The following is a 25,676-nucleotide window of genomic DNA, read 5'->3' as shown; positions in this document are numbered from 1 at the left end:
TTCAGCCCGTGTATAAGTTGGAAGGAATACAGGCTGAAGTCCGTGGGTACACCCAGGCAAAGCTGGGGAATCTAGCTTTTGGGTCTGAAAACAGGCATTTTATCGTCGTGTGTGGTCAGGAATGGCCCACCGATCAGATCAATACAATAGGGAATAGCCGGGAAAACGACCGACAAGCATTGACCAATGGCTTTCGGCTTACCCGGCAAATTAAGAATGAGCGTCTGATTACGGATGCCCGCCGTCTGGCGCGATAAGATAGCCGTCGGTACATATTTGAGGCTTTCCTGTCGCATCAACTCGCCAAAGCCGGGCATCATCTTCTGGCAAACGGCTTCCGTTGCTTCGGGGGTGACGTCGCGAAGGGCGGGGCCGGTGCCGCCCGTTGTGACGACCAGGCAGCAGCCTTCCGTGTCGGCCAGTTCAATCATCGTGGCTTCCAGTTGATCCTGTTCATCAGGGATGATGCGGTACACGGGTTGCCATTCGCAACTGAGCCATTCCGTCAGAAAGCCAACAACGGCTTTTCCCGGAATGTCTTCATATATGCCTGCGCTGGCCCTGTCCGAAACGTTAATAATGCCAATTTTTATCATAAAAAAGCGTAAGCGATCAAGCCTAACTCAACCGAACGTTTAAACGCAAAATAGTAAAGGTTACTTTACGGTTTCCGCCGTTTCAGCGCTAAATCATGCGCCGTGTCGTAGTAGGAACGGAGGCTGCTCCAGTCGAAGACATCGGCAATGCTCTCGACGCGGTTGCGTTGCTGAATCCGGTCACGCTGGGCCATGCGCACAAAGCGATAAAGCACATCGGCTAGTTGATCTGCCGCTTCTTCAAACGACTGCGTCCGGCGGTTGATTACGTAAATGCCTCGATTCTCGTAATCACGCATGATCTGCATGATAAAGTCACCAAAGCCCGACTGATCGCTGGTAACCGTTGGAATTCCCCGGACTACGCACTCCAGAGGTGTATATCCCCAAGGCTCGTAGTAGCTTGGAAATACGCCCAGGTGGCACCCGCGCACAAATTGACTGTAATCTAATCCAAAGAGTGGATTCGTCGAGGCAATAAAATCGGGGTGATAGACGATTTTTACGCGGTCGAATTCATTGTTGACCAGATTCGCTTTTTGAATAAACCGCGTCATATCATCCTCCTGCACCAGATTGTGCGTTACGAAGGGTGGTAGATGCTTGGTTTTCCAGCTTTGTACCGTGCGCCGGAGCCGGAGCCGCCAGTACTCATCAACGAAGTTATTCAGATCGGGCAGTGTCGTACCCTGTGGATCGGAAGCGGCTGCCTGAAATAAACGCTCTCCCACCTGTTTCTCAATGCTTTCGCAGGTTTCCTGAATTTCATCGAGCAGGGCTCGTGAGTGAAGCACATCGGGATTGATGGAGGTATAGGGCTGTTTGGTGACCATAAACATCACCACGGTCATGTCCATACCAGCTTCCCGCATCCGATAGTTCAGGCGTGCCAGTGCCTCGAGCGTGAGGTCATAGCCCTTATTCGTAAATTCGAAACGACCGGAGGTAAAGAAGTAGAGCGTTTTTTCCAGGTCGAATGAATAACTCTGGAAGAAGTGGCCCATCACAAATTCATGAATTTTCTGCTTGTAGCGAACGTGCAGGTTCTGAAACTCATGGACAGCCGCAAAGCGTGTTACGTTGAGGCCGTTGGGCAAAACAAGATCAGGATTTCGTCCCAGAAAAACCTCACATTCACGAGCCGTAACATCACTCACCGTTGTAAAAACGTGCGCTTGTAAAGCGGATAACCGCTCGATAGTGGCCTGGCAATCGATGCCGTAATGCTGCGCTTCCCGTTTCCAGTCAAAAAATGGCAATTTGCCATAAAAACCGGGTTCGTTCTGGGCCAGATAACGCCCAAGCATAGTCGCGTGGGTAGTGAAAACGGTGGCCACTTTCACATTGTCACGACGCAGGTCGGGCAGCCCAGTGCTGGCCATCCATTCGTGGAAATGCGCCACGAAATCGACGCGCCGGGCGTGGTCCTCGGCCAGTAGGGTAATAAACAGGCGCACCATTTCGCCGAAGGCAATCGTCTGGTTAACGAGGTCTTCAACATTCAGGGTAGAGAGTTGATAATTGAGCCAGAGGTCGGTTTTTATCTTGTTGAGCTGCTCGGGCGTAATGCTGCTAATGTCGAACAAGACAACCCGTGGGCGACCGGTAACGAGCCAGTATCCATACTCGACGCGGTAGCCCAACTGCCGCATCTTGCGAACTGTCTGGCCGATTTCAGTTTCGTCGGAATCCGTGATGGGTTCAAATTCAGCGGCTGCCCGCTGTGGAAAATAAGGGCCTAAAGCGACATAATTATCATCCCACTTTTCAACCATTGCCGGCACTTTCGACCGGATAACCGTATAAATCCCGCCTACCTGATTACACACCTCCCAGGCGATTTCGAGTAGTAACTTACGCTTCGATGTTGAGAATACCGCTTCCAAATTAGTTAGTTGTTTTGGCGCAATGGTTAATTACGACGACTTCCTGGCTGTTTTCCGTGCAAGTAAACGATATAAACAATGCGAGATAAATTTGTTTATTTTAAATATGACTTGGCGTTGGTCACCTGCGTCTGTTTGTCTTGCGATAAGGTGAAGTTAAATCCTGGCTGAATACTGAAGGCCCCGTGCTCGCCTTTCTTGTTAACGGCCAGGAAACCAACCTGTATATCTTTGAATTCCTGTCTATTAACAATGCGCAAGGCTGCTTCTTCACAAGCCTGTTGTGGCGTGCGCCCCTGCCGCATTAATTCGACAACTAAAAATGAGCCGCAGGTACGCATCACCAGTTCACCAAGTCCGGTGGCGCAGGCTCCCCCAATTTCATTATCAACGAACAAGCCTGCCCCAATAATAGGCGAATCGCCAACGCGGCCGCGCATTTTATACGCTAGCCCGCTGGTGGTACAGGCTCCCGAAATATCGCCTTTGCTATCAATGGCCAGCATACCGATGGTATCGTGCCGCTCAATGTTGGCAATGGGTTTATACTTGGCTGTTTTAAGCCATTCACGCCATTCTTTTTCGGCTTTTTTAGTGAGCAGATTCTCTTTCTTAAACCCCTGGGAAAGGGCAAAGTTGAGGGCTCCTTCACCGGTAAGCATCACGTGGGGCGTCTTCTCCATAACGGCCCGTGCCACAGAAATAGGGTGCATGATATGCTCCAGAAACGTAACAGCGCCTGCATTGCCTTTTTCGTCCATAATGCAGGCATCAAGAGTCACATGACCATCGCGGTCGGGGCGGCCTCCATAGCCAACGCTCATATCTTCAGGGTCGGCTTCGGGCACCCGAACCCCAGCTTCTACGGCCTCCAGGGCCCGCCCGCCCCGATCAAGCACCGCCTGAGCTGCTGCGTTGGCCTTGGGTTGTTTCCAGGTTGAAATAACCAGCGGGGATGGCCCGGCTGTAGGTATGTCAGAATCAGGCGAATCAAGAGCCTGAAGCTTCTTTGATGAACCTGAGTGCATTAATTTTGAGTGGCTGAATGACAGCGAAGGAACAAGTCCGGCTAGTGAACTAAGAGTTAGAAAACGGCGTCGATTTACCATTGATATAGGGCTTACGGCTCAAATTAAAGGAATAAACGGCAGGCATTTACTACTTTTAAACGATTTATTCAAAACGAAGTATGACGCTTTCCGATAAACACATATTGCTCATGGATGGCCCGGATAGTAAGGGCCTGATTTATCACGTGACGGGCGTATTGTTCCGGCACGGTCTAAACATCATTCACAATGATGAATATGTGAGCCCGTCAGGAAGGTTTTTTATGCGGACGGAATTTGAGTCTAGTTCACGTCAGGCAGAAGGGGCTACTGATGTGTTCGACAGTGCCGCGTTGCTCAATGAGCTACAAACCACAGTGCCTGGGTATGGTAATCAAGTGGAAGGCGCTGCCCAGCAGTCGGGGATTACGTTTCGCCTGAATCCCAAGCGGAAAAAGAACATTGTCGTGATGGTGACGAAGGAGCACCACTGCCTGGGGGAATTACTGATTCGCTACGCGTTCGATGAACTGGATGCCAACATTCTGGCCGTTGTGAGCAACTACAATAGTCTGCAGCCATTGGTTAGTAAGTTCGGAATTCCCTTCCATTACATCTCACACGAAGATAGAACCCGGGAAGAACACGAGGAGGCAATTTTGCGGACGATGGCTATTTATGAACCCGAGTACGTAGTGCTGGCAAAGTACATGCGTGTGCTCACCGCCGGGTTTGTCAACCGTTTCCCAAACCGGATCATTAACATCCATCACTCATTTTTACCGGCTTTCGTGGGCGCCAATCCCTACCGGCAAGCCTATGAACGGGGTGTTAAAATCATTGGTGCAACGGCTCACTTTGTCAATAATGATCTGGATGAAGGCCCAATCATTGCTCAGAATGTAAAAGAAGTGGACCACCGTCACACCGCGGCCGATATGGCGACGGAAGGAAAAGACGTAGAAAAAATCGTGTTGTCGCAGGCGCTGAAATTAGTGTTCAATGACCGCGTATTTATATCGGGCAATCGGGCCATTGTTTTGTAACGCGGAACGCACGGGCACCCCCGATCCTGTTCGCGTTACGGGGCAAGCCGAACGACAGCCCGGATTTTATCTTCATTGGCTTCAATGTTTTCATACTCGCCAGGCAACGATGACGCCATGGACACCGACGGTTGCCGAAAAACCATGCCGCTGTCTTCTTTCTGGCCGCCACTTAAATGCAGGGCGTCGACACCGGCATCAATGAATAACTGGGCATTTTGAGCATTCACGCCCGCACCCGCCATAATTTCGATTCGTCCGGCGGCTGCCTGGCTGAGTTGGCGGAGAACAGGTAAACCACGCTCGGCTGTTTGCTGCTGACCAGACGTAAGAATCCGGACGGCCCCCGTTCGAATAACGGCTTCGAGGGCTTCGAGTGGGTTGCGGGTCATGTCGAACGCCCGGTGAAATGTAACAGGAAGCGGATTGGCCAGATCGACAAGCTGGCGGGTTCTTTCTTCATCAACCGATCCGTCGGGTTGCAAAAGACCAAATACCAGCCCGTCGGCCCCTAGTGCTTTTGCCAATTGGATATCCGCTTTCATGACGGCTAGTTCGGTTTCCGAATAGAAAAAATCTCCTCCTCGTGGTCGAATCATCACATACAACGGAATTGTTACCTGTTGGCGGACTAATTGAATAAGGCCTGCGCTGGGTGTTGTGCCCCCTTCGGCTAGGCCACCGCACAGTTCGATCCGACTAGCCCCGGCTCGTTGAGCAGTAAGGCATGAATTAAGCGAATAGGCACATACTTCTATCAGCATGAAACAACGTGAGCTAGAGATGAGAAAGAAATTTGGGAAATAGCCTCGTAGTGACTATATTAGAACTTATTGACAGATAGGTAACGAAACCGAAGTAACTAAAATAGGGGCTTCTATCTGCTTTTCATCTGTATTCGAAACCCTAATTGACGCCTTTCTTTTACGGAAGAAAAACAATCATCTATTTTTCACGTTAATGGCCTAAATCCATTCAGAAGACCAAGCGCGAACATTTTTGCTAAAAAGAGCTTGGATATTAACGGTTTTTTTACTTTTGCACCCATTGAAAAAATAGTCATTCAAATATCGGACATACTATGTACTGGACACTCGAACTGGCATCCTATCTGGAAGATGCCCCCTGGCCTGCCACTAAAGACGAACTAATTGATTACTCGATTCGCTCTGGAGCTCCACTCGAAGTCGTTGAGAACCTTCAGGAACTCGAAGACGATGGGCAGCCCTACGAGAGCATTGAAGAGATCTGGCCGGATTATCCAACCAAAGATGACTTCTTTTTCAACGAAGACGAGTATTAGCCGTTCGGGCATCATTATAAAAAAGGCGTATCCCTTACCTGGAGTACGCCTTTTTTATGTGTTTGCTGGTTATGAATAGCCAACCAATCACACATTAAGCCGGGGTCGATTTAGAGTTGGTTTTCCGCTTTGACGGTTTTTACGGGGCGGTCGTATTTTTTGGGCGCGTAGAGAAACCCAAAGGCTTCTGCACCTTCCCGCGTATGCACTTTATGGTGAATGTAATGCGCCCGCATAATGCGTTGCATATATCGGCCGCTGGTATCAAGTTTCACCTTCACGCGCCGGTGAACAATGACATCGTGGAAAATAAAATAGAACAGCCCGTATAGAGTCACACCAGCGCCAATCCAGGTCAGGAAGCCTAATTCCGGGTCGATAACACCCGCGAGAAACATACCGATGGCGGTCAGGCTAAAGACGACGGCGAACAAATCGTTTATCTCGAAAAAACCGTTATGGTGATTGTGGTGGTCGCGGTGCCAGCTCCATAAAAAACCGTGCATAATGTACTTGTGCGTAAACCAAGCCACGCCTTCCATAAACAGGAAAGTCCCAATAACCAAAGCAACATTTACCAGCATTTTTGTGTTTCTTTAGTAGTACAGATAAGAAAATAACAGACGTGTCAGCGTTTCGCCGGTTCTGTCTTATTTGTCAGATTATCTACTTCGCTAACGGTTTGTGGCATCAAAAAGTTGACACTATTAAATCCGGATTTTATGGCAAAGTAGAGATACGAGCCAAATAATTGCAAGTTTGTGGAAAAGCCGTATCTTTATAGGGAGTCAGTTGTCAACCAGATGAACCCATCGGTTATGGACTATCAAGCACTCAAGAACCTGGTCAAACGGGGAGAGGGTAGCAATCTAGAGTTCAAGCTGAAAACAAATCATCCCGAAAAAATTATTCGGGGCGTGGTCGCCTTCGCCAATACAAACGGAGGTATCATGCTCATCGGCGTCGGAGACGACAAGAAAATTCCGGGATTGAAATACGCCGATGAGGACGAATACCTGCTCGTCCGGGCCATTAACAAATTCTGTTTTCCGCGCATTTCCTACACCATCGAACGGGTGCAGCTTTACGACGAGCGCGAAGTGCTGGTCATTCGCGTGCCACGCAGCCCGACTCGCCCGCACTACATTATTCCCGATCCGGCCGAACCCGACAATAAGAAAGTCTACGTGCGTGTGGGCGACAAGTCTGTGCAGGCCAGCCGCGAAGTGCGTGAGATTCTAAAGGGCGAACAGGCGGAGCGTGACATCCGCTTTCATTACGGCGAGAAAGAGCGCAAACTGATGCAACACCTCGGCGAACACAACAGCATAACGGTTGATCTGTTTGCGTCTATTGCGGGTATTTCCCGTCGAATCGCATCGCGAACGCTGGTCTTGCTGGTGCTGGCGCACGTACTTGACATTCATCCCAGCGACGTAATGGATAAATACACGACACGGGTGCTTCAATAAAGTTAACGGGTATCGTTCGGTATGTTAGGAGAATGTCTTACTTTGTTGGGTTCAGGAATGAAGCCCAATAAACCCTACGATAATGTCCTTACCCACGCCTGCCCACAAACCGTTTGTCCCCGCAACGGAATCGCCCGCCGAGTTTACCCTTAAAGCGATTATAACCGGCTCGGTGTTTGGCGTTTTATTCGGGGCCGCTACCGTCTACCTTTCTTTAAAAGCGGGCCTTTCCGTATCGGCCTCCATTCCCATTGCCGTATTGGCTATCTCGCTGGGGCGCCGGTTCCTTAACACCACTATTCTCGAAAATAACATCATTCAAACCACCGGGTCGGCGGGGGAGAGCATTGCCTCAGGCGTTGTCTTTACCATGCCGGGTTTCCTGTTCCTGACCAACGGAACCGGTGCCGACTTTTTTAACTACTGGACAATTCTTACGTTAGCCATTTTGGGCGGGCTGATCGGCACCCTAATGATGATCCCGCTTCGGCGGTCGCTGATTGTGCAGGAACACGGCACACTTCCCTACCCCGAAGGAACGGCCTGTGCGTCGGTCTTGATTGCGGGTGAGAAAGGGGGCGACTTTGCCAAAACAGCTTATCTAGGTTTAGGAGTGGCATTGCTCTATGCTTTTCTGCAAAAAGTACTACACGTCATTGCGGAGGTGCCGGTTTGGGCAACGAAACAAGCCAATCGCTATTTTCCATCAGCGCAGGTATCGGGGGAGATAACGCCCGAGTACCTGGGTGTAGGCTACATCATTGGTTTTCGTATATCGGCAGTGTTGGTTGGTGGCGGTATTCTGGCGTGGCTTGGTCTCATTCCGCTACTAGCCTCGGTTGTGCCGGGCGATACCATTGCGCTACAGTTACAGAAACTCGGTTATCTGGCCAACCTTCAAACGGCGGGTGGGCCGGGTGGCTGGAATCCATCAACGCATACATTTACTGACACGGCCGCAGCCGTTTATCGCGCCTATATTCGGCAAATTGGAGCCGGAGCCGTTACGGCCGGTGGATTTATGACCCTTATCAAGACCATTCCAACCATTATCTCGTCGTTTCGGCAAAGTTTCAGCCGGGCGTCTATTAGTGCAATGGAAACCGAGGAAGCGTTGAGCGGTAAGAGCACCATTGCCCGTACGGAGCAGGATCTGAATGTTCGAATTGTCATTATCGGTAGTATCGTGCTGGCGATATTGATGGTCGTATTACCCCAGATTCCGGGTGATTCGATATTGACCAAGTTACTGATTGCTGTCCTGGTCATCGTTTTCGGGTTCTTTTTCGTCACCGTCGCCAGTCGAATTGTGGGGCTTATCGGGTCTAGTTCGTCGCCGGTATCAGGAATGACCATTGCCACCATTATGGGTACGGCTCTCATCTTTATCGGTTTCGGGCTGACGGGAAAAGCGTTTGAACCCGCCGTTCTGGTTGTTGGGAGCATGATTTGCGTGGCGGCTGCCAACGCGGGGGCTACCTCCCAGGATCTTAAAACAGGGTATATCGTTGGCGCTACCCCAAAGTATCAGCAAATGGCGTTGTTCATTGGCGTTATTGTCTCATCGCTGGTTGTTGGTGCCACGGTAAAAATTCTGGATACACCTACGCCCGATCTGCTGGCACAGGGCATCACCCACGCCATCGGCTCCGACAAGTTCCCGGCGCCACAGGGGACGCTGATGGCCACCCTCATCAAAGGGCTTCTGTCGTTCAACCTTGATTGGCAGTTTGTGCTGGTCGGGGTGTTCATTGCGTTCGTATTCGAGTTATGTGGGGTCAGCGCGCTGGCCTTTGCCGTAGGACTCTACCTGCCGCTATCGACAACGCTGCCCATTTTTGCGGGTGGGCTTGTAAAAGCAATCGTTGACTGGAATGCAAAGCGAAAAGGTACTGTGGAAGAGGATGCTGATTTGGGAAAGGGAAGTCTGTTTGCAACGGGACTGGTTGCGGGCGGAGCCCTGGCGGGGGTTGCCGTGGCTTTACTGTCAGTCAATGAATCAATTTATACTGGATTGCAGAAACTTACGCTGGAACCATTTCTGAGCGGAGCCCTGGGAGAGGGCGGCTACATGCTACTGGGTGCATTAGCCTTTGTAGGCCTGGCCGTCATACTTTGGCGAGTAGGAGAAGGCAGGCAGGAGGGCTAGGAACCACCGCTCAGTAAACTAAGCGGACTTTGTTGGTAAGGAGTGGGGAATTAGCGTTTATTAACAAGTTATGTTCGCCAGGCTTAGCTTTCATGTCCATGCTTAATACCTTATCTACTCTTTTTTACCGACTCTCCTCCTGGAAAACGCTAGTACTGGCTATTGGCATCTTCGTGCCCTTTCCGGCCTATTTCTTAAAAAATCTCGAAGCAAGTATTAACGCTCAGGCAGGCCAGTCTATTGGGCCAATCGATTTGCTGGTTGGCTATAACCCGGCCAGAATTAGTCAAATGATTGGGGAATATGGGCCGGAAGGACGGGCTATTTATGCCCAGGGCGAACTGACACTCGACGTTGCCTATCCGTTCATCTACACATTTTTATTCTGTATCTTACTAACCTTGTTATTCAGACACAGAACGTACACCTCTTTCCGGCTGGTCAATGTGTTGCCCGTCAGTATATTGATTTTTGATCTCCTGGAGAATAGCTGTATTGTCTATTTGCTCAACATTTATCCAGCTACTTCACCCGTTACGACGGCGTTTTGTTCGCTGCTAACGAACCTGAAGTGGATGGTAACCGCCATTGTGCTGGGATTGATCGTATATGGTCTGGTTAAATTAGCCATACGAAGTGGTCAGGGGAAACTGGAACGTAACTAGCTGAAACGGCTCAATGGAGCTGGCCTGCTTTCCGAATCAACTCCACCACTTTATCGACCGGCAACTGTTCTACCTGATGACCCTGATCGCCGGTGAGCGTTTGGGCGGCAAACAACGAATTGATGATGGCTTCTTCGGTTGCGTCAATAGCAGCCATAAATAGCGGTGAGACATTGTCATTACGCAGAACTTTCTGTTCATCGAACGAGCTGGTTGTCTCATGCGGAATCTGGTAGGCGGTGGATACCGCAATGACGTAATCTCCGCTGCCGTTCGAAGCAATACCACCCGTTTGGGCCAGGCCCATAAACGCCCGCTTGGCCAGCCGTTTGAGGTTGCGGGCGTCTAACGGCGCATCGGTCAGAATAACCATCATGCACGATCCATCCAGATTTTTCTTAAAGTCATAACGCCCCAACGCCACGCCAATGGGTACTCCGGCAATCTGTAAAACGCCCCCGAAATTTGTTTGCACCAGCGCGCCAACCGTGTAGCCGCCCAAGGATGCTGGTAATTTGCGCGATGATGTACCGATGCCACCTTTGAAGCCAAAGCAAACGGTACCCGTTCCGGCCCCAACGTTCCCTTCGGCAACAGAGCCCGTTTTTGCCTGTTTCAAGGCGTCTAGCACATGCTGTTTTGTAACATGCCGCCCTCGGATATCATTTAAAAAGCCGTCGTTGGTTTCGCCCACCACAGCGTTGACCGACCGGACCTGTTCATTGCCTTTTTGCGCGAGTGTGTAATCAATCAACGCATCCGCAGCGGTGGGCACACTGAGGGTATTGGTCAAAATGATTGGTGTTTCGAGCGTACCCAATTCCTCGACCTGGCTGTAGCCCATCAGTTTACCAAACCCATTTCCAATGTAAATAGCCGCTGGGTTTTTTTGCTGAAACTGGTTGCCGCTATGAGGAAGAATGGCCGTAACACCCGTGCGGATGGTCTGATCCTGCTGGAGCGTTAACTGCCCGACGAGAACGCCCGGCACATCGGTAATTGCATTGAGCGGACCCGTGGGCAATACACCAAACCGGATACCATAGTCGCGGGGGCGTTTGGATGGCTGAGCCAGTGCAGACTGAACAATAGTAAGCAGCGTAGTGGCCAGCAGGTAGTGAAGGAACGGCATTATGAGGAGCTTTGAGCGCTTTGTCAGGCTAATATACATGGCCATCCGCTATTTGCCCATCGCTCCCATGAGAGAATGCCTCGTTAATCATACTACGCTGGTGCCTTCTGGGTTTACCCGGCTGAACGGATTATCTTAACGTTCGTAGAAAATGAGCCTATTCTGTAGCCGCGTTACTTGCTGCTGGAGGTCTTCCATCCGGTCCAGCAGATCGTTTACAACGTCAAGATCATCGGGGTGAATAGCCAGATCCTGGTGAAGCCGAACAAATTTTTCAAGGCGCGGAAGTTGCTCAGGCTGAATATAAACAACCTGTTCAAGCGCTACGGTTTCGACAAGACCCTGCTGCGCCAAAAATTGGATAAATGTGATTTCGACATGATTGTGTACGCAGAATTCACGGACGGAGATAAGGTGATTGGGCTGCATAGGAAGAAAGTTTACGGTTTACGGCATGTCGTTTGTAATCGGTTCGATCATGGGCAAAATGACCGTAAACCAAATACCACACGTCTATTTACATACTGGCTAGTTGTCGGAAAAGATCTTTTTGCTCGTCGGTGAGGTTGGTTGGAAGTTTTATCTGCCATTGAACATACAGATCACCAAATGAACCATCCTGCTTATAAACCGGAAATCCTTTGCCTTTCAGCCTGACTTTCCGGCCATTCTGGGTTTCGGGCGGAACGGTTAGTTTTACCTTGCCGTCAAGGGTCTCGATGATCTTTTCGCCACCCAATAGTGCCGTGTACAGGTCAATCTCTTCATCGACGTACAAGTCATTTCCCTTGCGTTTATAACGGCTATCGTCGGCGATAACAAACGTGATATATAGATCACCGGCAGGGCCGCCATTAACGCCCGGTGCGCCATAACCCGTCAGCTTTATTTTCTGACCGTTTTCGATACCCGCCGGCACGGTGATTCGAATGTTTTTTCCATCGACCGTGAGTGTTTGTTTATGCGTCGTATAGGCATCTTTCAGGTTCAGATGCAGTTCTGCCTGATAATCCTGTCCGCGAAATTTAGCCTGTTGGCGGCTTCCTCGCGGTCCTGCATCCTGGCCGAACATCGACGCAAAGAAGTCCGAGAAATCGGCCCCGCCAAAGCCGTCCGAGAAATCATAGTCGCCGGTATCGCCCTGGGCATATTGCGGACGTGAGCGCTGTTGCTGACGTTGCTGCTCGAACTGATCGGCATGCTGCCAGTCTTTACCGTACTGATCGTATTTTTTGCGTTTTTCGGGGTCGCTCAGTACCTCGTTTGCTTCGTTGATTTGTTGGAATTTTTTATTGGCCTCCGCATCATTCGGGTTCAGGTCGGGATGGTGCTTCCGGGCCAGTTTGCGGTAGGCTTTCTTTATATCTTCGTCCGAGGCCGTTTTCGGTACGCCCAGAACGCTATAATAATCGATAAAGTCCATGTTATATAAGGGCGGGTATCTATAGGTGAATGATAGCTAGTAACTTCCTCTATAAACACATATTTGGGTGGGAAGGTTGTTTTTATGGGTGGGAAATGATTGCTGCATGGGTAGGTAGATGTAGGGTAAATTATTGTTTTTAGCCAATAAAAATCAACTCGGTAAAATCAATGAAAAACTATTTCCTGCTTATTCTTCTCTTCTTTTGTTCTTTGACCGCTATAGTCGTTCAGGCCCAGACAGCCGTTAAAGCAGGTTCCCTTTCCGATGTTGCCTTTATGGAAGGACGCTGGCGGGGAACCTTCAATGGAGGCCCCATCGAAGCGGCCTGGATTGCGCCCGTTGGCGATAACTTGACCGGCTTTATGCGGATGATGAAAGATGACAAAGTCAGCATGTACGAAATGCTGATTTTTGAGCAGACACAACAGGGGCCCGTCGTTCTGGTCAAGCACTTTAAACCCGGCCTGATCGGGCAGGAAGAGAAAGATCAATCGGACCGCTACAAGTTTATCGAAGCTGGTAAGGAAAAGGCGCTCTTCGAGAAAGAGGACGGCTCCATTCGGATTATTTACGAGAAACGGGGTAAGGATCAGCTTGCCATCCAACGCGGTCAACAGAAAGATGGGAACTGGGCCTTTGCCGATTTATTTGTCTTCAATCGGGTGAAATAAGGCGTAGTTTCTGTCTGAGTAAAGCTGAAGCTTGTTCCAGACAGAAAACTACCAAGTACCGGGCCCAGCCTCTCAAACTGACGAGAGGCTGGGCCCGGTACTTGGTAGGCGTAAACTCTTTACTTCCCGCTACTCAACCTGGACGCTTTCGCTTCATTCAATTCTTTAATCAGCTCGGCGACAGCCGTATCCAACTGAATATTTTTATCCGTAAAGCTCTCGCCAATGGGCCGGGATACGGCGATGTCGACCGGGCGGGGTGCCAACTCCATGTTTTTGCCCGTATTATCCGTAATCTTTGAAAACGGTAACCGCAGGTTTGAGCCATCGATGAGTTGCGCGGCCGAGGTGTAAATGATCCAGCCTGCCGTGGGTTCACCCACGACTTTGCCTACTTTGAGCGTCCGATAGCCTTCCGTAAAGTCTTCGGCATCGGACAACGAGTGCTGGTTTGTTACCAGAATCGTTGGCGTTTCCAGCGCCCGCTGGCCCAGTTGTGTTCGTGCCGGAGCCGCCGGAAGGCCGCGCGAGGTCATGGTCATGTAGCCTTTGCGCGTAAACACATCCAGCGCATACGCATTGACGAATCCGCCGTTGTTGTTGCGAACATCGACCACGACGCCCTCACGAGCATGATTATCAGCATCCAGATCGAGGCTCAACTGCGCCAGTGATTCGGCCGACATATCGTACATGTGTACGTAGCCAAGCCGACCACCGCTCACTTTCTCAACGTACTGGCGCTGTTGCTGCACCCATTGTTTGTATAACAGCCCTTTTTCAGTCGTTAGATTAACCGGGCGAACCGTCACTTCCTGCGGTGGAGCCGTGGGCGATGAGGCAATCAGGAGCGAAAGTCGACGGTTAACCTGGTTTTCCAGCAACTGGTCAAGATTCGTCGTGGCCGTAATTTTTGTGTCGTCGACGCCGAGCAGGTAATCGCCCGGTTTGATCGTTCCGGATAGAGCGGCCGGACCCAGGGCGATAACTTCCGTAATTTTCAGTTTGCCAGTGTTCTCGTACTCGGCTCGGTCAAAACGTAGCCCAAGCCGACCTGTGGTTGTCTGGATGGAACCTGCCGGAGCCGAAATGCCCGAGTGCGACGCGTTCAGTTCGCCCAGCATGAGGCTAATTAACCGGCGCAATTCGTCGGGCGTGCGCGAACCCGCTGCCAGTGGTTCATATTCCGCCCGGATCGCTTTCCAGTCGGCCCCGTGGAAGGTGGAATCATAGAAACCTTTATTCTGAATGTCCCACGCTTGCCGGAAAACCTGTACTTTTTCATCGCCAAAATCAACGTCCATTTCGGCGGTTACGGCCAGCGGTTTTGGCTCGCGCTTGTCCAGCGCAATCGACTGAATCCGACCTTGCTCGAGGTAAAAGATTTCTTTCCCATCGGGCGAAAACTGTGCCCCGGTTTTGCTGCCTGCTGTTGAGGTCAGCTGCCGGGCCACACTTTGATCGCGTCCTAATTCATCGAGTGAATAGGTATACAAATTTTGCTGCCCCGCCACGGTCGCAATCAGGAGGAGTGTTTTTCCATCTTTGCTGATCGAATGCGCATCGACATCGACGCCCACCGGCAGGAGACTCAACCGTTGCCGAATGTCGTCAAAGACGATCTTCGTAGCGCCACCCCGGCTTAGTTTCGCCGTGTCGCCGAGGGCGAGCGAGCTGGTGTCGCGGGTAGCCGTTTTAGCAACAGCGGGCGATGTAGGCGCTGGCTTTAACGTTTTGGGGACTTCTTCGTTGAATAAATCCCGGAATTGATCTTCGCGGAATTTAGGGGAACGGGGCACCAAATCGATACGGGCAATCTGGGCGGTTTCGGTGCGTTGGGTTGTACCGAACAGGATGTATTTTCCGTCGGGGCTCCAGCTTACGTTACCGCCAAAGGTATTGGCCAGAAAACTAACGGGCTTGCTTTCGCCACCAGCCGCCGGAATAATGGAGATATTTCGAAAGGTCTTTGCGCCGTAGGAGGCAAACGCAACCCATTTACCATCCGGTGACCAGACCACCGAGCCGTTTGCGCTGAAAGGAGGGCGTCCGAGATAGGCTTTCTTCAGCAAACGATCCTTTTTGGTCGCGATGTCCAGTACGCGCAATTCCTGGCCATTCCGAACGTAAGCCAGCGATTTGCCATCGGGCGAGAACACCGGCGATCCATCATCCAGCGTGCCGTCGGTCAGGCGGGTCTCATCGCGGGTGGCGAAATCGTAGCGGTAAAGGTGTGACACACCGTCGCGCGTTGAGGTATAGACAAGGCTCCGGCTGTTGGGTGTCCAGACGGGTTGTGATTCATTGGCGGCACTATGACTGATTCGGGTTGCATCGCCACCGTCTTTGGCTGAAGCAGCAAACACTTCGCCATGCGCCACAAAAGCCACTTTTTTGCCATCGGGCGACAGGCTAAGCTCGCGAAATTGATTCGTTAATTTCAGCCGGTCAACAGCCGGGCTTGCGGCCACGCCCCGAAGCCGAACGGCAATTGGTGCGGCCTGGCGGCTGCCCATGTCGTATTTCCAGAGTTGAAAGTCGCGCTCAAAGACAATGGCTTTGCCGTCGTAGGCAATAGACGGCCACAAAACCCGTCCATTGGTAAACGTTGTGAGCATGGTAGGTTTTCCGCCCAAGGGTTGGGTCCAGAGATTCTGCGCCTGTGACCGATCCGAAACGTAGAAGAGCGATTTACCATCCTGGCTCCACATCGGCCAAAGCTCTTTTGCGCCACCTTCGGTAATGCGTTCGTAAGCCGCACCGGCTTTTTTAGCGTCGGTATGATACAGCCAGAGTTCGGTTTCGTCGAGGTGACTATGGCCTTTCCGCCACCATTGGTTGGAGGCAATTCCCCGTGCCGAAAAAGCCAGCGTTTTGCCATCGGGCGAGGGAGCGCCATAAAACTCGTTGGCGTATCGGTCGGCGGTGATGGCCATGGGCGTGCCACCCGCCACCGAAACGCGGTAGATGTCGTTCATGCCGGCAATATCCCGGCTGGTTGATTGGAAGTACACCATCTTGCCATCCCGTGACCAGGCATTGAGCACCTCGGCGCCATCATCGTAGGTAAGCCGCTTTATAGCGCCGGTTTCCAGCGTCAGCAGATACACATCGCCGTTGCCTGTGCGGGACGAGACGAAGGCCAGATATTGGCCATCCGGCGAATAGAGTGGCCGGGATTCATTGTCAGGATGGGAAACCAGTAGCCGAGCTTCGCCACCAGCGGTGGGTACTGTCCAGATATCACCACCCGACACAAACGCGACTTCGGCTCCATCGGGTGAGAGGCTCGGCTCGGCAAAGGCGAATTTGGGCGTGGGTATGGCTGGTTGCGATTGCCCGGCTACAGGCAAGGCCATGGCAAAGAATAAGGCAAATCGTAGAAAGGTAAATGTAGTCGAGGTGGACATTGGAAAATGGATCAGCTGCTTGATGAGTTGGGTAATTGGACTTGGAAAGGTTGCTTCGCAAAAGGTATTTATTCCGGATGCATTACCCTATAAAAATACGGCTGTTATGCGGATTTGGCAAATTATATAAAGGTTTGCCAGGCTTTTGCTTCGCGTATGGGATCTGGCCAAATTACTTGGTTTCGTCGAACCGAAGGATTTGTCTGGGCGGGTTGCTCAAGCCAAGTATCAACGAAACGCGGGAGATGCGTTACCAGAGCGACTCGGACTGTTTAGTGGGTAGCAGCAAATTCGAGAAACAGTTTTCCCGGTTACCAGCTATAGCGAAGAAATTCGTCGGTGCAGGTGTTTGAGGCCTGGTCGATGGGTTACTTCGTTAATTGACTCAGTCAAAACGAAAGCTGACAGATTCGTGTTGATACACCAAATTAGCCACTTGTTTGAACTCGTTTAGTCATGTCTGATTACACCATTCCCGCCCAGACGCGCATTGGCCATATTCACCTGAAAGTCGCCGACCTCGACCGGGCGCTGGCGTTCTATCGTGACCTGCTTGGCTTCTCGCTCGTTACCATGTACGGAAACGAAGCCGCGTTTATTTCCGCTGGTGGCTACCATCATCATATTGGGCTGAATACCTGGTACAGTAAAGATGCTCCACCTGCGCCAACTCGGGCTGCCGGTCTGTTTCATACCGCCATTTTATACCCGACACGCCGTGATCTGGCAGTGGCCTTGAAACGGCTCATCGACGCAAATTATCCCATCACGGGGGCGTCGGATCACGGGGTTTCGGAAGCTATTTACCTGAACGACCCCGACCGCAACGGCGTTGAACTTTACTGGGACCGGCCCCGTGACGAATGGCCGTTAAAATCCGATGGTTCCATCGAGATGTTTACGCATCCATTGGATTTGGAAGGACTGCTAAGGGAGATATAGTATCGGTGATAGCGCAAGGCTCTGGCCTTGTGCCTAATATTCTCCGTCCTTTGGCCGGTGTAAAGTAATTATAACGTGAGTAATGGCTTAATGGGGTTGGCTAATCCGCTAGGGATGGCCTGTCAATAGTTGGTATAGCTTATGTCTTGTCTGAAGCGCCGTAGGTGCGACCTAAATGGACAAGAGTGGGTCGCACCTATGGCGCTTTCTATAAAGTTCACACTTGCTTTTCTAGTAACAGTTCGCCCCTGACAGGGCTTTCTGTAAGAAGAAAGAAGTCTATGCGCCATAGAGTTAAGGACCCCACTCACACTTAACCTCATTATTCACGTCAATTATATTAAACCGGCCAGAGGCCGGAGAATACTAGACACAAGGATGGAGCCTTGCGCCATCAGGTCCTTGCGCCATCTCTGATATTACAGCTTCACCAACTCCGCCGGTAACTGACTAATGCTCCGAAGTTGAATGTTGCGGTAGAACACCTCAGCTCCTTCGGACTGAATCTGAAGTTTACCCTTTGTTAGTGGCTCTACCTGACCGTTGACAATATGCCGTGTTTTGGTCAGGACCAGATTGACTTTGCCATTCATAACGTGCACACAGGTATCACCGAAGCAGTATAACTCCAGCACATTCCACTGACCCGATGGCTTCTCGGCATCCGGGTTTTTGAGGCACGACCGTCCGACGGGTGTTTTATCCTGAAAGGCTATGAGTGGGGCGCTTGGGTCATACACATAGGCGCCCTTTTCGTTTTTACGGGCGGTAATGTCAGCCAGTACGTTCATAACACCCCAGTAATCCCCACAATCGCCCTCCTGCACCTGCAATTCGAAGGACTCCATCCACAACATGGGCGTTCCGTGCGGACCGACGCTGTGGTACAATAACCCACTGTCGCGGGGGCGGTCGAGTTTGGGCGGCCACTTCTGCGTTCCCCATTTGAATTCCATACGGAGGTGATAGTTTCCGTAGTCGGCCAGCGTGTTGATGCCGCCAAAGGTCTCGCCTGAAACGCGTAAGGCTGGCTTACCATCGACCGTCACGACCGAAAAAACATGGTTCGGGTCGTTGTTCAGACCCAGCGGGGGTGTTTTATCGTTCTCGCCGTCTTTGGCATACGGTTTATCCAGATACGTTTCCCAGCCGCTAAGGTCTTTTCCGTTGAACAGGGATTGCCATTTAGTTGATGATTGGGCTGTAGCAGACGAAGCGATCAGCCAGAAAGCGAAAACCGGCAGAAGACCTAACTTCATTGGGGTCAGCGGTAAAAAGGGTATTCTGTTAAGCATGTCAGTATGGGTTTGGCAACGGTTTAGGCTCGTCGCTAAGCTATTTCAACTTTTAAGGGAACATTAGGTTTATGACGAGATATACATACGTACTCGACATAAAACCATGAAACAGTTAATTATTCCAATTCTACTTGGCCTCAGTCTGGCGGCTGGTTGCCAGAAGAAAGAAAATGCCAAAGGCGTCGATACAGGCGATCTGGACAGTGCTAAAGAAATAGTCTCAACCGTTGGGGAGCCAAAATTGCTTTATACACTTCCCGCCAGGTACAACACCCCTGATGGGATGGCTTTGGCTCCCGATGGATCTGTTTATTTGTCTGTTCCGAATTTGGCTCATAACAGCTATCCCGGCGTTATCGTCAAATTTGCCGCCGATTCGGTGCAGTTCTTCACCAGCTTACCCGCTCACCCCGACACCAAACATGCCTGCCCGATGGATCTGGCGTTTGGGCCCGATGGCAACTTATACTATGCCGACAACCAGTACGAGAATGATAAAAATTACAAATCGCGGCTGATGCGAATTAAAATGAGGGGCGGCAAAGCCGTAAGCGTGGAGCCGGTGGTTACGGGCTTCGGTCTGTCGAATGCGGTGGTCTGGAAAGGCAACACCATTTACGTGACGGACAGCCAATGGGACATGCCCGATAATGACAAGGGCAGCGCCGTGTTTCACTTTACACTCGATGAGTTGAATAAGGGAGTTGTTACGTTGAAGCCGAAAACGCTGGATCCGCACGTGCTGGCCACTTTCACCACAACGGTCAACGAAACCGGTGTCGACAACGGTGTCGATGGGTTGGATTATGATAGTAAGGGGAATCTGTTTACCGGCACCTTTGGCGACGGGACACTTTACAAACTAACGCTCAAGCCCGATGGGAAACTGGCTTCGAAAGAAGTGGTGAAGGTAAGTGAACCGATTGCCTGCGTAGACGGCCTGATCGTTGACCGGAAAACGAATGTCATCTACCTCTGCAACTCGCGTATGAACGCCATTATGAGCGTGTTGCCCGACGGCAAAGTGGCCACCATAGTTCAGAACGGCGACACCGATGGTAAAGATGGGCGAATTGATCAGCCTGCCGAAGTCCTGTTAAAAGGTAACCGGCTATTTATCACTGACTACGATAACCCCGAAAAGAAATTCGTAAATACCAAAGCCGACGATGTGCATACGATGTCGTATGTTGATTTGGCCAAGTAATGGGATGATGGGACATTCCGACTTTCAGGCCGCGAAGCCGCAGGCTAATCATATAATTGATTGCAGCCTGCGGCTTCGCGGACCAGACGTCCACGCGACGAATTATAATTCCTGTAATTTAAAATTCTTCCAGCGGACTTTGATGCCACCACCGTCGTGGATTTGCAGCGCTACAGAACCTTCGCCTTTGCCGATCTTTTCGTCGGTCAAGTCGACCATCTGCGTGCCATTCAGGAAGGTTTGGACGTGATCGCCCTCTACGCGGATGCGAAGCTTGTTCCACTCGGTAGGTTTCAGGATGTTTTCTTTTTCGTCGGGAATCTGGACAAGCCAGTTCCGGCCGTAGGATTCGTAGATGCCGCCCGTATCATGATTCGGTGGGGCTACCTCTACCTGCCAGCCACTAACTTTGGTGCCTTCGATGGTAGAGCGGAAAAATACACCGCTGTTTCCATTGGCTTCCTGTTTGAATTCCAGCGTCAGGTCGAAATTTTTGTAATGTTTCTCCGTCGCCAGATAACCGTATTTTTTATCGGGACCGCTTTCGCAAACGAGTTCACCATTGTCGACGTACCATTTTTCGGTGCCGTAGATTTTCCAGCCTGTCAGGTCCTTACCGTTGAACAGTTTAATGGTTTTGGTTGGTGCCGTGAAGGCAAAAGCCGCCATGATTAGGCAAAGTGCAATGCAGTATTTCATTGAGTATTGGGGTTTGTAAAATTGGACGCACGTAATACGCCAGGCAAATTAGTGCGTTATTCGTTATGGCAAAAATTCTAATTGCCCGCCATGAGCACACATACCGGTGCTGGAACCTTCACCGATTGGCCGGTATAGGTTAGTTTGCCCGTCTTTTGGTCTCGTTTGAAGATCGTTATGTTGTCTGTGTCCTGATTTGCTACGAAAACAAAATCACCTTTTGGGTCGACCAGGAAGTTGCGGGGCGTTTTACCTTCGGTCGGCTGATCACCCACTTTTGTTAGCCGCCCATTGCTGCCAATGGCAAAAATCGCCAGCGTATTCGCTCCTCGATTCGAGAAATAGAGAAACTTGCCCGACGGATCAATGTGAATATCAGCGCTCGTATTTTGTCCACTAAAGCCGTCAGGAAGCGTCTTCACGTTGTCATCAATCAGCGTCAAAGCACCAGTTTTGGCATTTCTGGAGAATACGGCTACCGTTGAGGTTAACTCTTCAACCAGGTAGGCGTATTTACCATTCGGATGAAACGTGAAATGGCGCGGACCAGAACCGGGTTTTACTGTTACGTAGGGTGTGGCCGCTGGCTTGACCATACTTGCTTTAGTATCTATATCGAAAATGTTCAGCTTGTCGGTTGTCAGGTCTGCTACATACACAAAGCGGTTATCGGGCGCAAGCGTTGCCGAGTGAACGTGGGCTTTGTCCTGACGCTTTGCATTTGGTCCGGTCCCCGCATCCTGAACACTGTCGGTAGGAGCGGCCAGACTACCATCGGTATTAATCGGTAATACAGCCAGGCTACCGCCACCATAGTTGGCGACAAAAGCAGTTTTACCCGTTTGATCGACGCTAACATGGCACGGACCGGCCCCAAGCGAAGACTGGCCGTTTATAAATGTCAGCTTACCAGTTGATTTATCAATCGCATACGAACTGACTCCACCTAGTTTGTCAGCTCCTTCGTTTACGGAATACAGGTACTTACCGGTCGGATGAATGGCGAGAAACGACGGACTTTTAGCATTTGAAACGGACTGAACAGGTTGCATCGAACCTGTTTTTCGATCAAATTCAAACACATAAATCCCCTCGCTACCCCGAAGCGAATAAGTGCCGACATACATGATTTCTTTACCCGATTGGGCCTGTGCTGCCAGACTCATTCCAGCCAGCATACATACTACTAATTTGTTCATGCTACATAAGTGAGTTCGGTTAATAAGTATGGAGTTACCCTAAACTACCGATTTGGTGCATAGGACATAAGCAGGCAATAAACAGTTTTTGAAAAATCGAGTAGTAGATAAAGAAATTATATAATCAGAATGGTTTTAGATTAAAATGATATAAAGACGATTGGATGGAATGCGTTACTTTTGTGTAACGATTAGTGCCGTTCATTCTCAGCATTTATCATTTAAACCTAACTTTTCGTTAACTCCTCCAGTACTATGAAACGAGTATTGATTCTTTTTGCGGCCGTAGCAATGTTAGCCTCCTGTAATAGCAAGAAGCGCATGGCCGAAATTAAAGCGTTGCAGGATGCACGTGACAAAGCTGTTGCCTCCCTGAATGACTGCGATCAACGTACGGCCACCCTACGGACGCAATTGTCGGCTAAAGACACCGATTTGCAGGGTAAAGACAAACAAATGACCGATTTACAAGCTCAGGTCGATTACCTCAAAAAGACAAACACAAACCTCCTGGACCGGATGTCAGATTTGTCTATTGTCAGTAAGTCAGGCGCTGAGAGCATCAAAAAATCGCTCGAAACCCTCAATGAGCAGACCAAGTACACCAACAATCTGAACTCGACCATTCAGCGGAAAGATTCCCTGAACCTGGCCCTGGTGATGAGCCTGAAGCGGTCGCTGGATGACATAAACGATCAGGACGTTCAGGTTGAAGTGAAAAAAGGGGTCGTCTACGTATCGATCTCCGACAAGCTGCTGTTCAAGTCGGGTAGCTACGACATTACGCCAAAAGCTGAAGTCGTGTTAGGCAAAGTAGCTAAAGTGGTCAATGACCACAAAGATCTGGACATCCTGGTTGAAGGGCACACAGATGCTGTCCCCATTTCAACCGCTGCTATCAAGGATAACTGGGATTTGAGCGCCTTACGGGCTACGTCCGTTGTTCGGACGCTGCAATCTAAATTCGCCGTGGCTCCTGAACGCCTGACAGCTGGTGGTCGGTCGGAGTTCGCGCCTAAAGATGATAACAGCACGGCGATGGGCCGCCAGCAGAACCGTCGTACAGAAATTATCATTACGCCTAAACTGGATCAGTTCTTCAATTTATTGTCGAGTGGTCAGGCAGGCGGAAGCAAATAATAAGACTTTTCGATACAATCGAAAAAGCTCTGTAACAAAAGGCCCGTACCGGAATCCGGTACGGGCTTTTTGTTATACGTTGTTCAATCGCTATTCAAGGGACAGAAGTCTACCTCTAGTGATTAAGGTTTTGTTTTTGGCTACTTTATTCAACTATTCAGACCGTTTCGGTTCCTCAGGCCAAACAGATTCCGGTGTTGGATGCTGGTTATCATTCGTTGGTGTTTCACGGTCTTCATCAGCGGATTTTGCTGTAGGTTCTTCGTCCACCAGTTCAGAAGCGGGCAAAACAGACGCTTCGGTCGCGTCGGGCCCTGTAACGGGCAGAAGGCTGTCTTCAATGGGCGGCTCGCCAAAGAACCGTCGCTGGAAAAACAAAATGATACAGACGCCCACAAAAATGCAGGAGTCAGCCACGTTAAAGATAGGCGTCGAATAATACTGACCACCCCAGACGGGCACCCATTCGGGAATGAAACCCTCCCAGACGTCCACGAAAATCATGTCGATTACCTGACCGTGGAACCAGGGCGTAGGCGAGCCATAAGGCGCATTATTCAGGAAAACACCGTAGAAAGTGCTATCGATGACATTGCCGACAGCTCCGGCCAGAATCATGGCCATAGCCCAGAGCAATCCATTTGGTGCGCCCCGATGGGCCAGGTTGACCAGGTAATACCCAATGCCAACCATCGCAAACAGGCGAAAAATACTAAGCAGGAGCTTTCCGTATTCATGGCCCAGTTGCATTCCAAAAGCCATTCCCGGATTCAGAACATAGTGCAGCTTGAGCCATTCACCAGCCACTTTAATCTGACCCGCAAAGCCGGGTGCCATGTAGAAATGTACCGCCAGCTTTACGCCCTGATCGAGTGCAATCAGCAGCAGTGTCAGCAGGAAAAATTTATAGGGGCTTTTCTGAATCATGTTAAAAAATACAGCAAGGTACCGATCGACGAACCGGGGCCTTGCTGTCTATGAATACTCGGTTACTTACAGCCCTTACGGCGCTTCAATTCATTACTCACTAACGTAAATTCCCGGCTGCTTTGTCCGGCAATTGATTTGTTCTCATCGGCCCGACGGAACAAATAAGGCATAACGGCTTCAACCGGGCCATAAGGCACGTATTTAGCAACATTATAGCCAGCGTTGGCCAGGTTATACGAGATATTGTCGCTCATGCCCAGCAGCTGCGCGAAATAAATATGCCTGTCGGAGGGTTCGATGCCCATTTGGCTCATGTGCTGCACACAATACTGACAACTTTCCTCATTGTGCGTACCTAGGCAGATGGAAATGGTTTCGCGGTTCTGAAGGCAGAAATCAATAGCTTCATTGAACGCGATATCGGTATCTTCTTTGGTGGCCTGAATAGGATCCTGGTACTCCTCTTCATGCGCCCGGAGACGTTCTTTCTCCAGATAAGCGCCCCGTACCAGCTTCACGCCCAGGTAGTACCCTTTGGCCTTTGCCTCGGCCGTATCACGACGAAGGTGCGCCATTGTTTCCCAACGGTACATCTGGTACGTGTTATAAACGATGGGACGCTCATGGTTATAGCGGTCCATCATCTCGTAGGCTAATGTGTCGATCGTGTCTTGTATCCAGCTTTCTTCAGCGTCGATAAACACACGCACATTCCGTTCATGAGCTCGCTGACAGATGGTGTCTACGCGCTTCATAACGCGGTCAAATTCGGCTTTCTGGTCTCTTTTCAGTGAATCGCCAATTTGAATGGCTTCCAGCAGCTCCGTAGAAGCAATGCCGGTCACTTTGAACACAGAAAAAGGAATGTCGTTGGATTCGCTGGCTCGCTCGATGGTACGAAGAATTTCGAGCGTGGTTTCATCGAAACTTTTTTCAGTTTCCTCACCCTCAACGGAATAGTCAAGGATTGTTCCTACATGAACTTTGTGCAGGGTCTGAATGGTTTTTTCAGAATCCTGGATACTCTCTCCCCCACAAAATTGTTCGAAAATAGTGTTTTTAATGAGGAATTTGATGGGGAGACGTAAACGAAGGGCGATCTTTATGAAAAAAGTCCCTAAATTTACCAGCCATCCCTTATTCATCAACGCAAATAACCAGTAGGTCTTTCGGAGTTTGAAATCCGACTGGGACGAAAAAGCAATCGAAGTGTCCTCAAATGATAAGGGGCGTGTGTTCGGCTTTAAGTCTGTAAGGCCCTGGACAGTCTCCGGCATTAAATTACTTCGGTTTGACATATCAGTGCTCCGTTTGGGCGGTGCTACTAGCATAGCTTAAGTGCGTGTCGGCTAACACGACCGAAATATATAACGAAATTTCGGTCAATCGGTTAAAATGCCAACACGGCTTGGTTCGACAAACTAAAAACGGTTATAGACAAATGAAGGAACCGGCT

At 50.3% G+C, this 25,676-nt stretch carries 23 protein-coding genes; 9 read left to right on the top strand and 14 right to left on the bottom strand.

Annotated elements, in window-relative coordinates; all coding sequences use genetic code 11:
- Positions 1-71: 71 nt before the first annotated feature.
- The 3 genes from mog to ACYVAM_RS13855 all read right to left on the bottom strand — a co-directional run bounded on the left by mog (position 72) and on the right by ACYVAM_RS13855 (position 3,591).
- A complete protein-coding gene (mog, locus tag ACYVAM_RS13865; protein WP_461067889.1) occupies positions 72-596 on the bottom strand; it encodes a molybdopterin adenylyltransferase in 525 nt (174 codons plus the stop codon).
- A gap of 65 nt (positions 597-661) precedes the next feature.
- Positions 662-2,482 (bottom strand): glycosyltransferase, encoded by a 1,821-nt coding sequence (locus tag ACYVAM_RS13860; RefSeq protein ID WP_461067887.1) that lies wholly within the window; start codon positions 2,480-2,482, stop codon positions 662-664.
- 95 nt (positions 2,483-2,577) lie between these two features.
- Positions 2,578-3,591, bottom strand: a complete 1,014-nt coding sequence (locus tag ACYVAM_RS13855; RefSeq protein ID WP_461067885.1) for an isoaspartyl peptidase/L-asparaginase family protein — start codon at positions 3,589-3,591, stop codon at positions 2,578-2,580.
- 80 nt (positions 3,592-3,671) lie between these two features.
- Here ACYVAM_RS13855 and purU point away from each other — a divergent pair, with 80 nt between their 5' ends.
- On the top strand, positions 3,672-4,577 hold the full coding sequence (gene purU / locus ACYVAM_RS13850; protein ID WP_461067883.1) for a formyltetrahydrofolate deformylase: 906 nt from the start codon (positions 3,672-3,674) through the stop codon (positions 4,575-4,577).
- Positions 4,578-4,612: 35 nt separating this feature from the next.
- Here the strand turns inward: purU and ACYVAM_RS13845 are convergent, their stop codons facing one another.
- Positions 4,613-5,341 (bottom strand): copper homeostasis protein CutC, encoded by a 729-nt coding sequence (locus ACYVAM_RS13845; protein ID WP_461067881.1) that lies wholly within the window; start codon positions 5,339-5,341, stop codon positions 4,613-4,615.
- Positions 5,342-5,658: 317 nt separating this feature from the next.
- On the opposite strand from ACYVAM_RS13845, the gene ACYVAM_RS13840 reads away from it, so the two are divergent.
- Complete coding sequence (locus ACYVAM_RS13840) at positions 5,659-5,880, top strand: DUF2795 domain-containing protein (protein WP_009284883.1); 222 nt, start codon at positions 5,659-5,661, stop codon at positions 5,878-5,880.
- Positions 5,881-5,990: 110 nt separating this feature from the next.
- On the opposite strand, the gene ACYVAM_RS13835 is transcribed toward ACYVAM_RS13840, so the two are convergent.
- Complete coding sequence (locus ACYVAM_RS13835) at positions 5,991-6,464, bottom strand: sterol desaturase family protein (protein WP_461067879.1); 474 nt, start codon at positions 6,462-6,464, stop codon at positions 5,991-5,993.
- Positions 6,465-6,683: 219 nt separating this feature from the next.
- On the opposite strand from ACYVAM_RS13835, the gene ACYVAM_RS13830 reads away from it, so the two are divergent.
- From ACYVAM_RS13830 to ACYVAM_RS13820, 3 genes are all read left to right on the top strand, one after another.
- A complete protein-coding gene (locus tag ACYVAM_RS13830; RefSeq protein WP_461068325.1) occupies positions 6,684-7,352 on the top strand; it encodes an AlbA family DNA-binding domain-containing protein in 669 nt (222 codons plus the stop codon).
- Positions 7,353-7,434: 82 nt separating this feature from the next.
- Positions 7,435-9,501 (top strand): OPT family oligopeptide transporter, encoded by a 2,067-nt coding sequence (locus ACYVAM_RS13825; RefSeq protein WP_461067877.1) that lies wholly within the window; start codon positions 7,435-7,437, stop codon positions 9,499-9,501.
- Positions 9,502-9,599: 98 nt separating this feature from the next.
- Entirely contained in the window at positions 9,600-10,166 is a 567-nt protein-coding gene (locus ACYVAM_RS13820; RefSeq protein WP_461067875.1) for a hypothetical protein, read from the top strand.
- Positions 10,167-10,176: 10 nt separating this feature from the next.
- On the opposite strand, the gene ACYVAM_RS13815 is transcribed toward ACYVAM_RS13820, so the two are convergent.
- From ACYVAM_RS13815 to ACYVAM_RS13805, 3 genes are all read right to left on the bottom strand, one after another.
- Entirely contained in the window at positions 10,177-11,298 is a 1,122-nt protein-coding gene (locus ACYVAM_RS13815; RefSeq protein ID WP_461067873.1) for a DmpA family aminopeptidase, read from the bottom strand.
- A gap of 135 nt (positions 11,299-11,433) precedes the next feature.
- On the bottom strand, positions 11,434-11,727 hold the full coding sequence (locus ACYVAM_RS13810) for a chaperone modulator CbpM (protein ID WP_461067871.1): 294 nt from the start codon (positions 11,725-11,727) through the stop codon (positions 11,434-11,436).
- Between the two features lie 88 nt (positions 11,728-11,815).
- Positions 11,816-12,721, bottom strand: a complete 906-nt coding sequence (locus ACYVAM_RS13805; RefSeq protein WP_461067869.1) for a DnaJ C-terminal domain-containing protein — start codon at positions 12,719-12,721, stop codon at positions 11,816-11,818.
- A 170-nt stretch (positions 12,722-12,891) separates the two neighbouring features.
- Here ACYVAM_RS13805 and ACYVAM_RS13800 point away from each other — a divergent pair, with 170 nt between their 5' ends.
- Positions 12,892-13,395 carry a DUF6265 family protein gene (locus ACYVAM_RS13800; protein ID WP_461067867.1) on the top strand — a complete coding sequence of 168 codons (504 nt, stop codon included), beginning with the start codon at positions 12,892-12,894 and terminating at the stop codon, positions 13,393-13,395.
- 119 nt (positions 13,396-13,514) lie between these two features.
- On the opposite strand, the gene ACYVAM_RS13795 is transcribed toward ACYVAM_RS13800, so the two are convergent.
- Positions 13,515-16,805, bottom strand: a complete 3,291-nt coding sequence (locus tag ACYVAM_RS13795) for a S41 family peptidase (RefSeq protein ID WP_461067865.1) — start codon at positions 16,803-16,805, stop codon at positions 13,515-13,517.
- Positions 16,806-17,261: 456 nt separating this feature from the next.
- Here ACYVAM_RS13795 and ACYVAM_RS13790 point away from each other — a divergent pair, with 456 nt between their 5' ends.
- Positions 17,262-17,747: a VOC family protein gene (locus ACYVAM_RS13790; protein WP_461067863.1), complete on the top strand. Its 486-nt coding sequence runs from the start codon at positions 17,262-17,264 to the stop codon at positions 17,745-17,747.
- A 419-nt stretch (positions 17,748-18,166) separates the two neighbouring features.
- On the opposite strand, the gene ACYVAM_RS13785 is transcribed toward ACYVAM_RS13790, so the two are convergent.
- On the bottom strand, positions 18,167-19,006 hold the full coding sequence (locus tag ACYVAM_RS13785; protein WP_461067861.1) for a 3-keto-disaccharide hydrolase: 840 nt from the start codon (positions 19,004-19,006) through the stop codon (positions 18,167-18,169).
- Between the two features lie 142 nt (positions 19,007-19,148).
- Here ACYVAM_RS13785 and ACYVAM_RS13780 point away from each other — a divergent pair, with 142 nt between their 5' ends.
- Positions 19,149-20,252, top strand: coding sequence for an SMP-30/gluconolactonase/LRE family protein (locus tag ACYVAM_RS13780; RefSeq protein WP_461067859.1), 1,104 nt, complete (start codon positions 19,149-19,151; stop codon positions 20,250-20,252).
- Between the two features lie 102 nt (positions 20,253-20,354).
- Here ACYVAM_RS13780 and ACYVAM_RS13775 read toward each other — a convergent pair whose 3' ends face one another.
- Together ACYVAM_RS13775 and ACYVAM_RS13770 are read right to left on the bottom strand one after the other, a co-directional pair.
- Positions 20,355-20,951 (bottom strand): 3-keto-disaccharide hydrolase, encoded by a 597-nt coding sequence (locus ACYVAM_RS13775; protein ID WP_461067857.1) that lies wholly within the window; start codon positions 20,949-20,951, stop codon positions 20,355-20,357.
- A 77-nt stretch (positions 20,952-21,028) separates the two neighbouring features.
- A complete protein-coding gene (locus ACYVAM_RS13770; protein ID WP_461067855.1) occupies positions 21,029-22,150 on the bottom strand; it encodes a lactonase family protein in 1,122 nt (373 codons plus the stop codon).
- A 255-nt stretch (positions 22,151-22,405) separates the two neighbouring features.
- Between ACYVAM_RS13770 and ACYVAM_RS13765 the strand changes: the two genes are divergently transcribed.
- Complete coding sequence (locus tag ACYVAM_RS13765) at positions 22,406-23,290, top strand: OmpA family protein (RefSeq protein ID WP_461067853.1); 885 nt, start codon at positions 22,406-22,408, stop codon at positions 23,288-23,290.
- Positions 23,291-23,443: 153 nt separating this feature from the next.
- Here ACYVAM_RS13765 and ACYVAM_RS13760 read toward each other — a convergent pair whose 3' ends face one another.
- Together ACYVAM_RS13760 and ACYVAM_RS13755 are read right to left on the bottom strand one after the other, a co-directional pair.
- Positions 23,444-24,217, bottom strand: a complete 774-nt coding sequence (locus ACYVAM_RS13760; RefSeq protein WP_461067851.1) for a lipoprotein signal peptidase — start codon at positions 24,215-24,217, stop codon at positions 23,444-23,446.
- Positions 24,218-24,279: 62 nt separating this feature from the next.
- Positions 24,280-25,497: a proline dehydrogenase family protein gene (locus ACYVAM_RS13755; RefSeq protein ID WP_461067849.1), complete on the bottom strand. Its 1,218-nt coding sequence runs from the start codon at positions 25,495-25,497 to the stop codon at positions 24,280-24,282.
- Positions 25,498-25,676: the final 179 nt, after the last annotated feature.

This window comes from Spirosoma horti, from assembly GCF_054776595.1.
Note: the sequence above shows the minus strand (reverse complement) of the source record. Positions and strands in the feature narration are given on the sequence as shown.

Bases quoted from the DNA above. Each gene is read 5' to 3' on its own strand.
- mog (WP_461067889.1), bottom strand. From the start codon at position 596: ATGATAAAAATTGGCATTATTAACGTTTCGGACAGGGCCAGCGCAGGC.
- ACYVAM_RS13855 (WP_461067885.1), bottom strand. From the start codon at position 3,591: ATGGTAAATCGACGCCGTTTTCTAACTCTTAGTTCACTAGCCGGACTT.
- purU (WP_461067883.1), top strand. From the start codon at position 3,672: ATGACGCTTTCCGATAAACACATATTGCTCATGGATGGCCCGGATAGT.
- ACYVAM_RS13845 (WP_461067881.1), bottom strand. From the start codon at position 5,341: ATGCTGATAGAAGTATGTGCCTATTCGCTTAATTCATGCCTTACTGCT.
- ACYVAM_RS13840 (WP_009284883.1), top strand. From the start codon at position 5,659: ATGTACTGGACACTCGAACTGGCATCCTATCTGGAAGATGCCCCCTGG.
- ACYVAM_RS13835 (WP_461067879.1), bottom strand. From the start codon at position 6,464: ATGCTGGTAAATGTTGCTTTGGTTATTGGGACTTTCCTGTTTATGGAA.
- ACYVAM_RS13830 (WP_461068325.1), top strand. From the start codon at position 6,684: ATGAACCCATCGGTTATGGACTATCAAGCACTCAAGAACCTGGTCAAA.
- ACYVAM_RS13825 (WP_461067877.1), top strand. From the start codon at position 7,435: ATGTCCTTACCCACGCCTGCCCACAAACCGTTTGTCCCCGCAACGGAA.
- ACYVAM_RS13820 (WP_461067875.1), top strand. From the start codon at position 9,600: ATGCTTAATACCTTATCTACTCTTTTTTACCGACTCTCCTCCTGGAAA.
- ACYVAM_RS13815 (WP_461067873.1), bottom strand. From the start codon at position 11,298: ATGCCGTTCCTTCACTACCTGCTGGCCACTACGCTGCTTACTATTGTT.
- ACYVAM_RS13810 (WP_461067871.1), bottom strand. From the start codon at position 11,727: ATGCAGCCCAATCACCTTATCTCCGTCCGTGAATTCTGCGTACACAAT.
- ACYVAM_RS13805 (WP_461067869.1), bottom strand. From the start codon at position 12,721: ATGGACTTTATCGATTATTATAGCGTTCTGGGCGTACCGAAAACGGCC.
- ACYVAM_RS13800 (WP_461067867.1), top strand. From the start codon at position 12,892: ATGAAAAACTATTTCCTGCTTATTCTTCTCTTCTTTTGTTCTTTGACC.
- ACYVAM_RS13795 (WP_461067865.1), bottom strand. From the start codon at position 16,805: ATGTCCACCTCGACTACATTTACCTTTCTACGATTTGCCTTATTCTTT.
- ACYVAM_RS13790 (WP_461067863.1), top strand. From the start codon at position 17,262: ATGTCTGATTACACCATTCCCGCCCAGACGCGCATTGGCCATATTCAC.
- ACYVAM_RS13785 (WP_461067861.1), bottom strand. From the start codon at position 19,006: ATGAAGTTAGGTCTTCTGCCGGTTTTCGCTTTCTGGCTGATCGCTTCG.
- ACYVAM_RS13780 (WP_461067859.1), top strand. From the start codon at position 19,149: ATGAAACAGTTAATTATTCCAATTCTACTTGGCCTCAGTCTGGCGGCT.
- ACYVAM_RS13775 (WP_461067857.1), bottom strand. From the start codon at position 20,951: ATGAAATACTGCATTGCACTTTGCCTAATCATGGCGGCTTTTGCCTTC.
- ACYVAM_RS13770 (WP_461067855.1), bottom strand. From the start codon at position 22,150: ATGAACAAATTAGTAGTATGTATGCTGGCTGGAATGAGTCTGGCAGCA.
- ACYVAM_RS13765 (WP_461067853.1), top strand. From the start codon at position 22,406: ATGAAACGAGTATTGATTCTTTTTGCGGCCGTAGCAATGTTAGCCTCC.
- ACYVAM_RS13760 (WP_461067851.1), bottom strand. From the start codon at position 24,217: ATGATTCAGAAAAGCCCCTATAAATTTTTCCTGCTGACACTGCTGCTG.
- ACYVAM_RS13755 (WP_461067849.1), bottom strand. From the start codon at position 25,497: ATGCCGGAGACTGTCCAGGGCCTTACAGACTTAAAGCCGAACACACGC.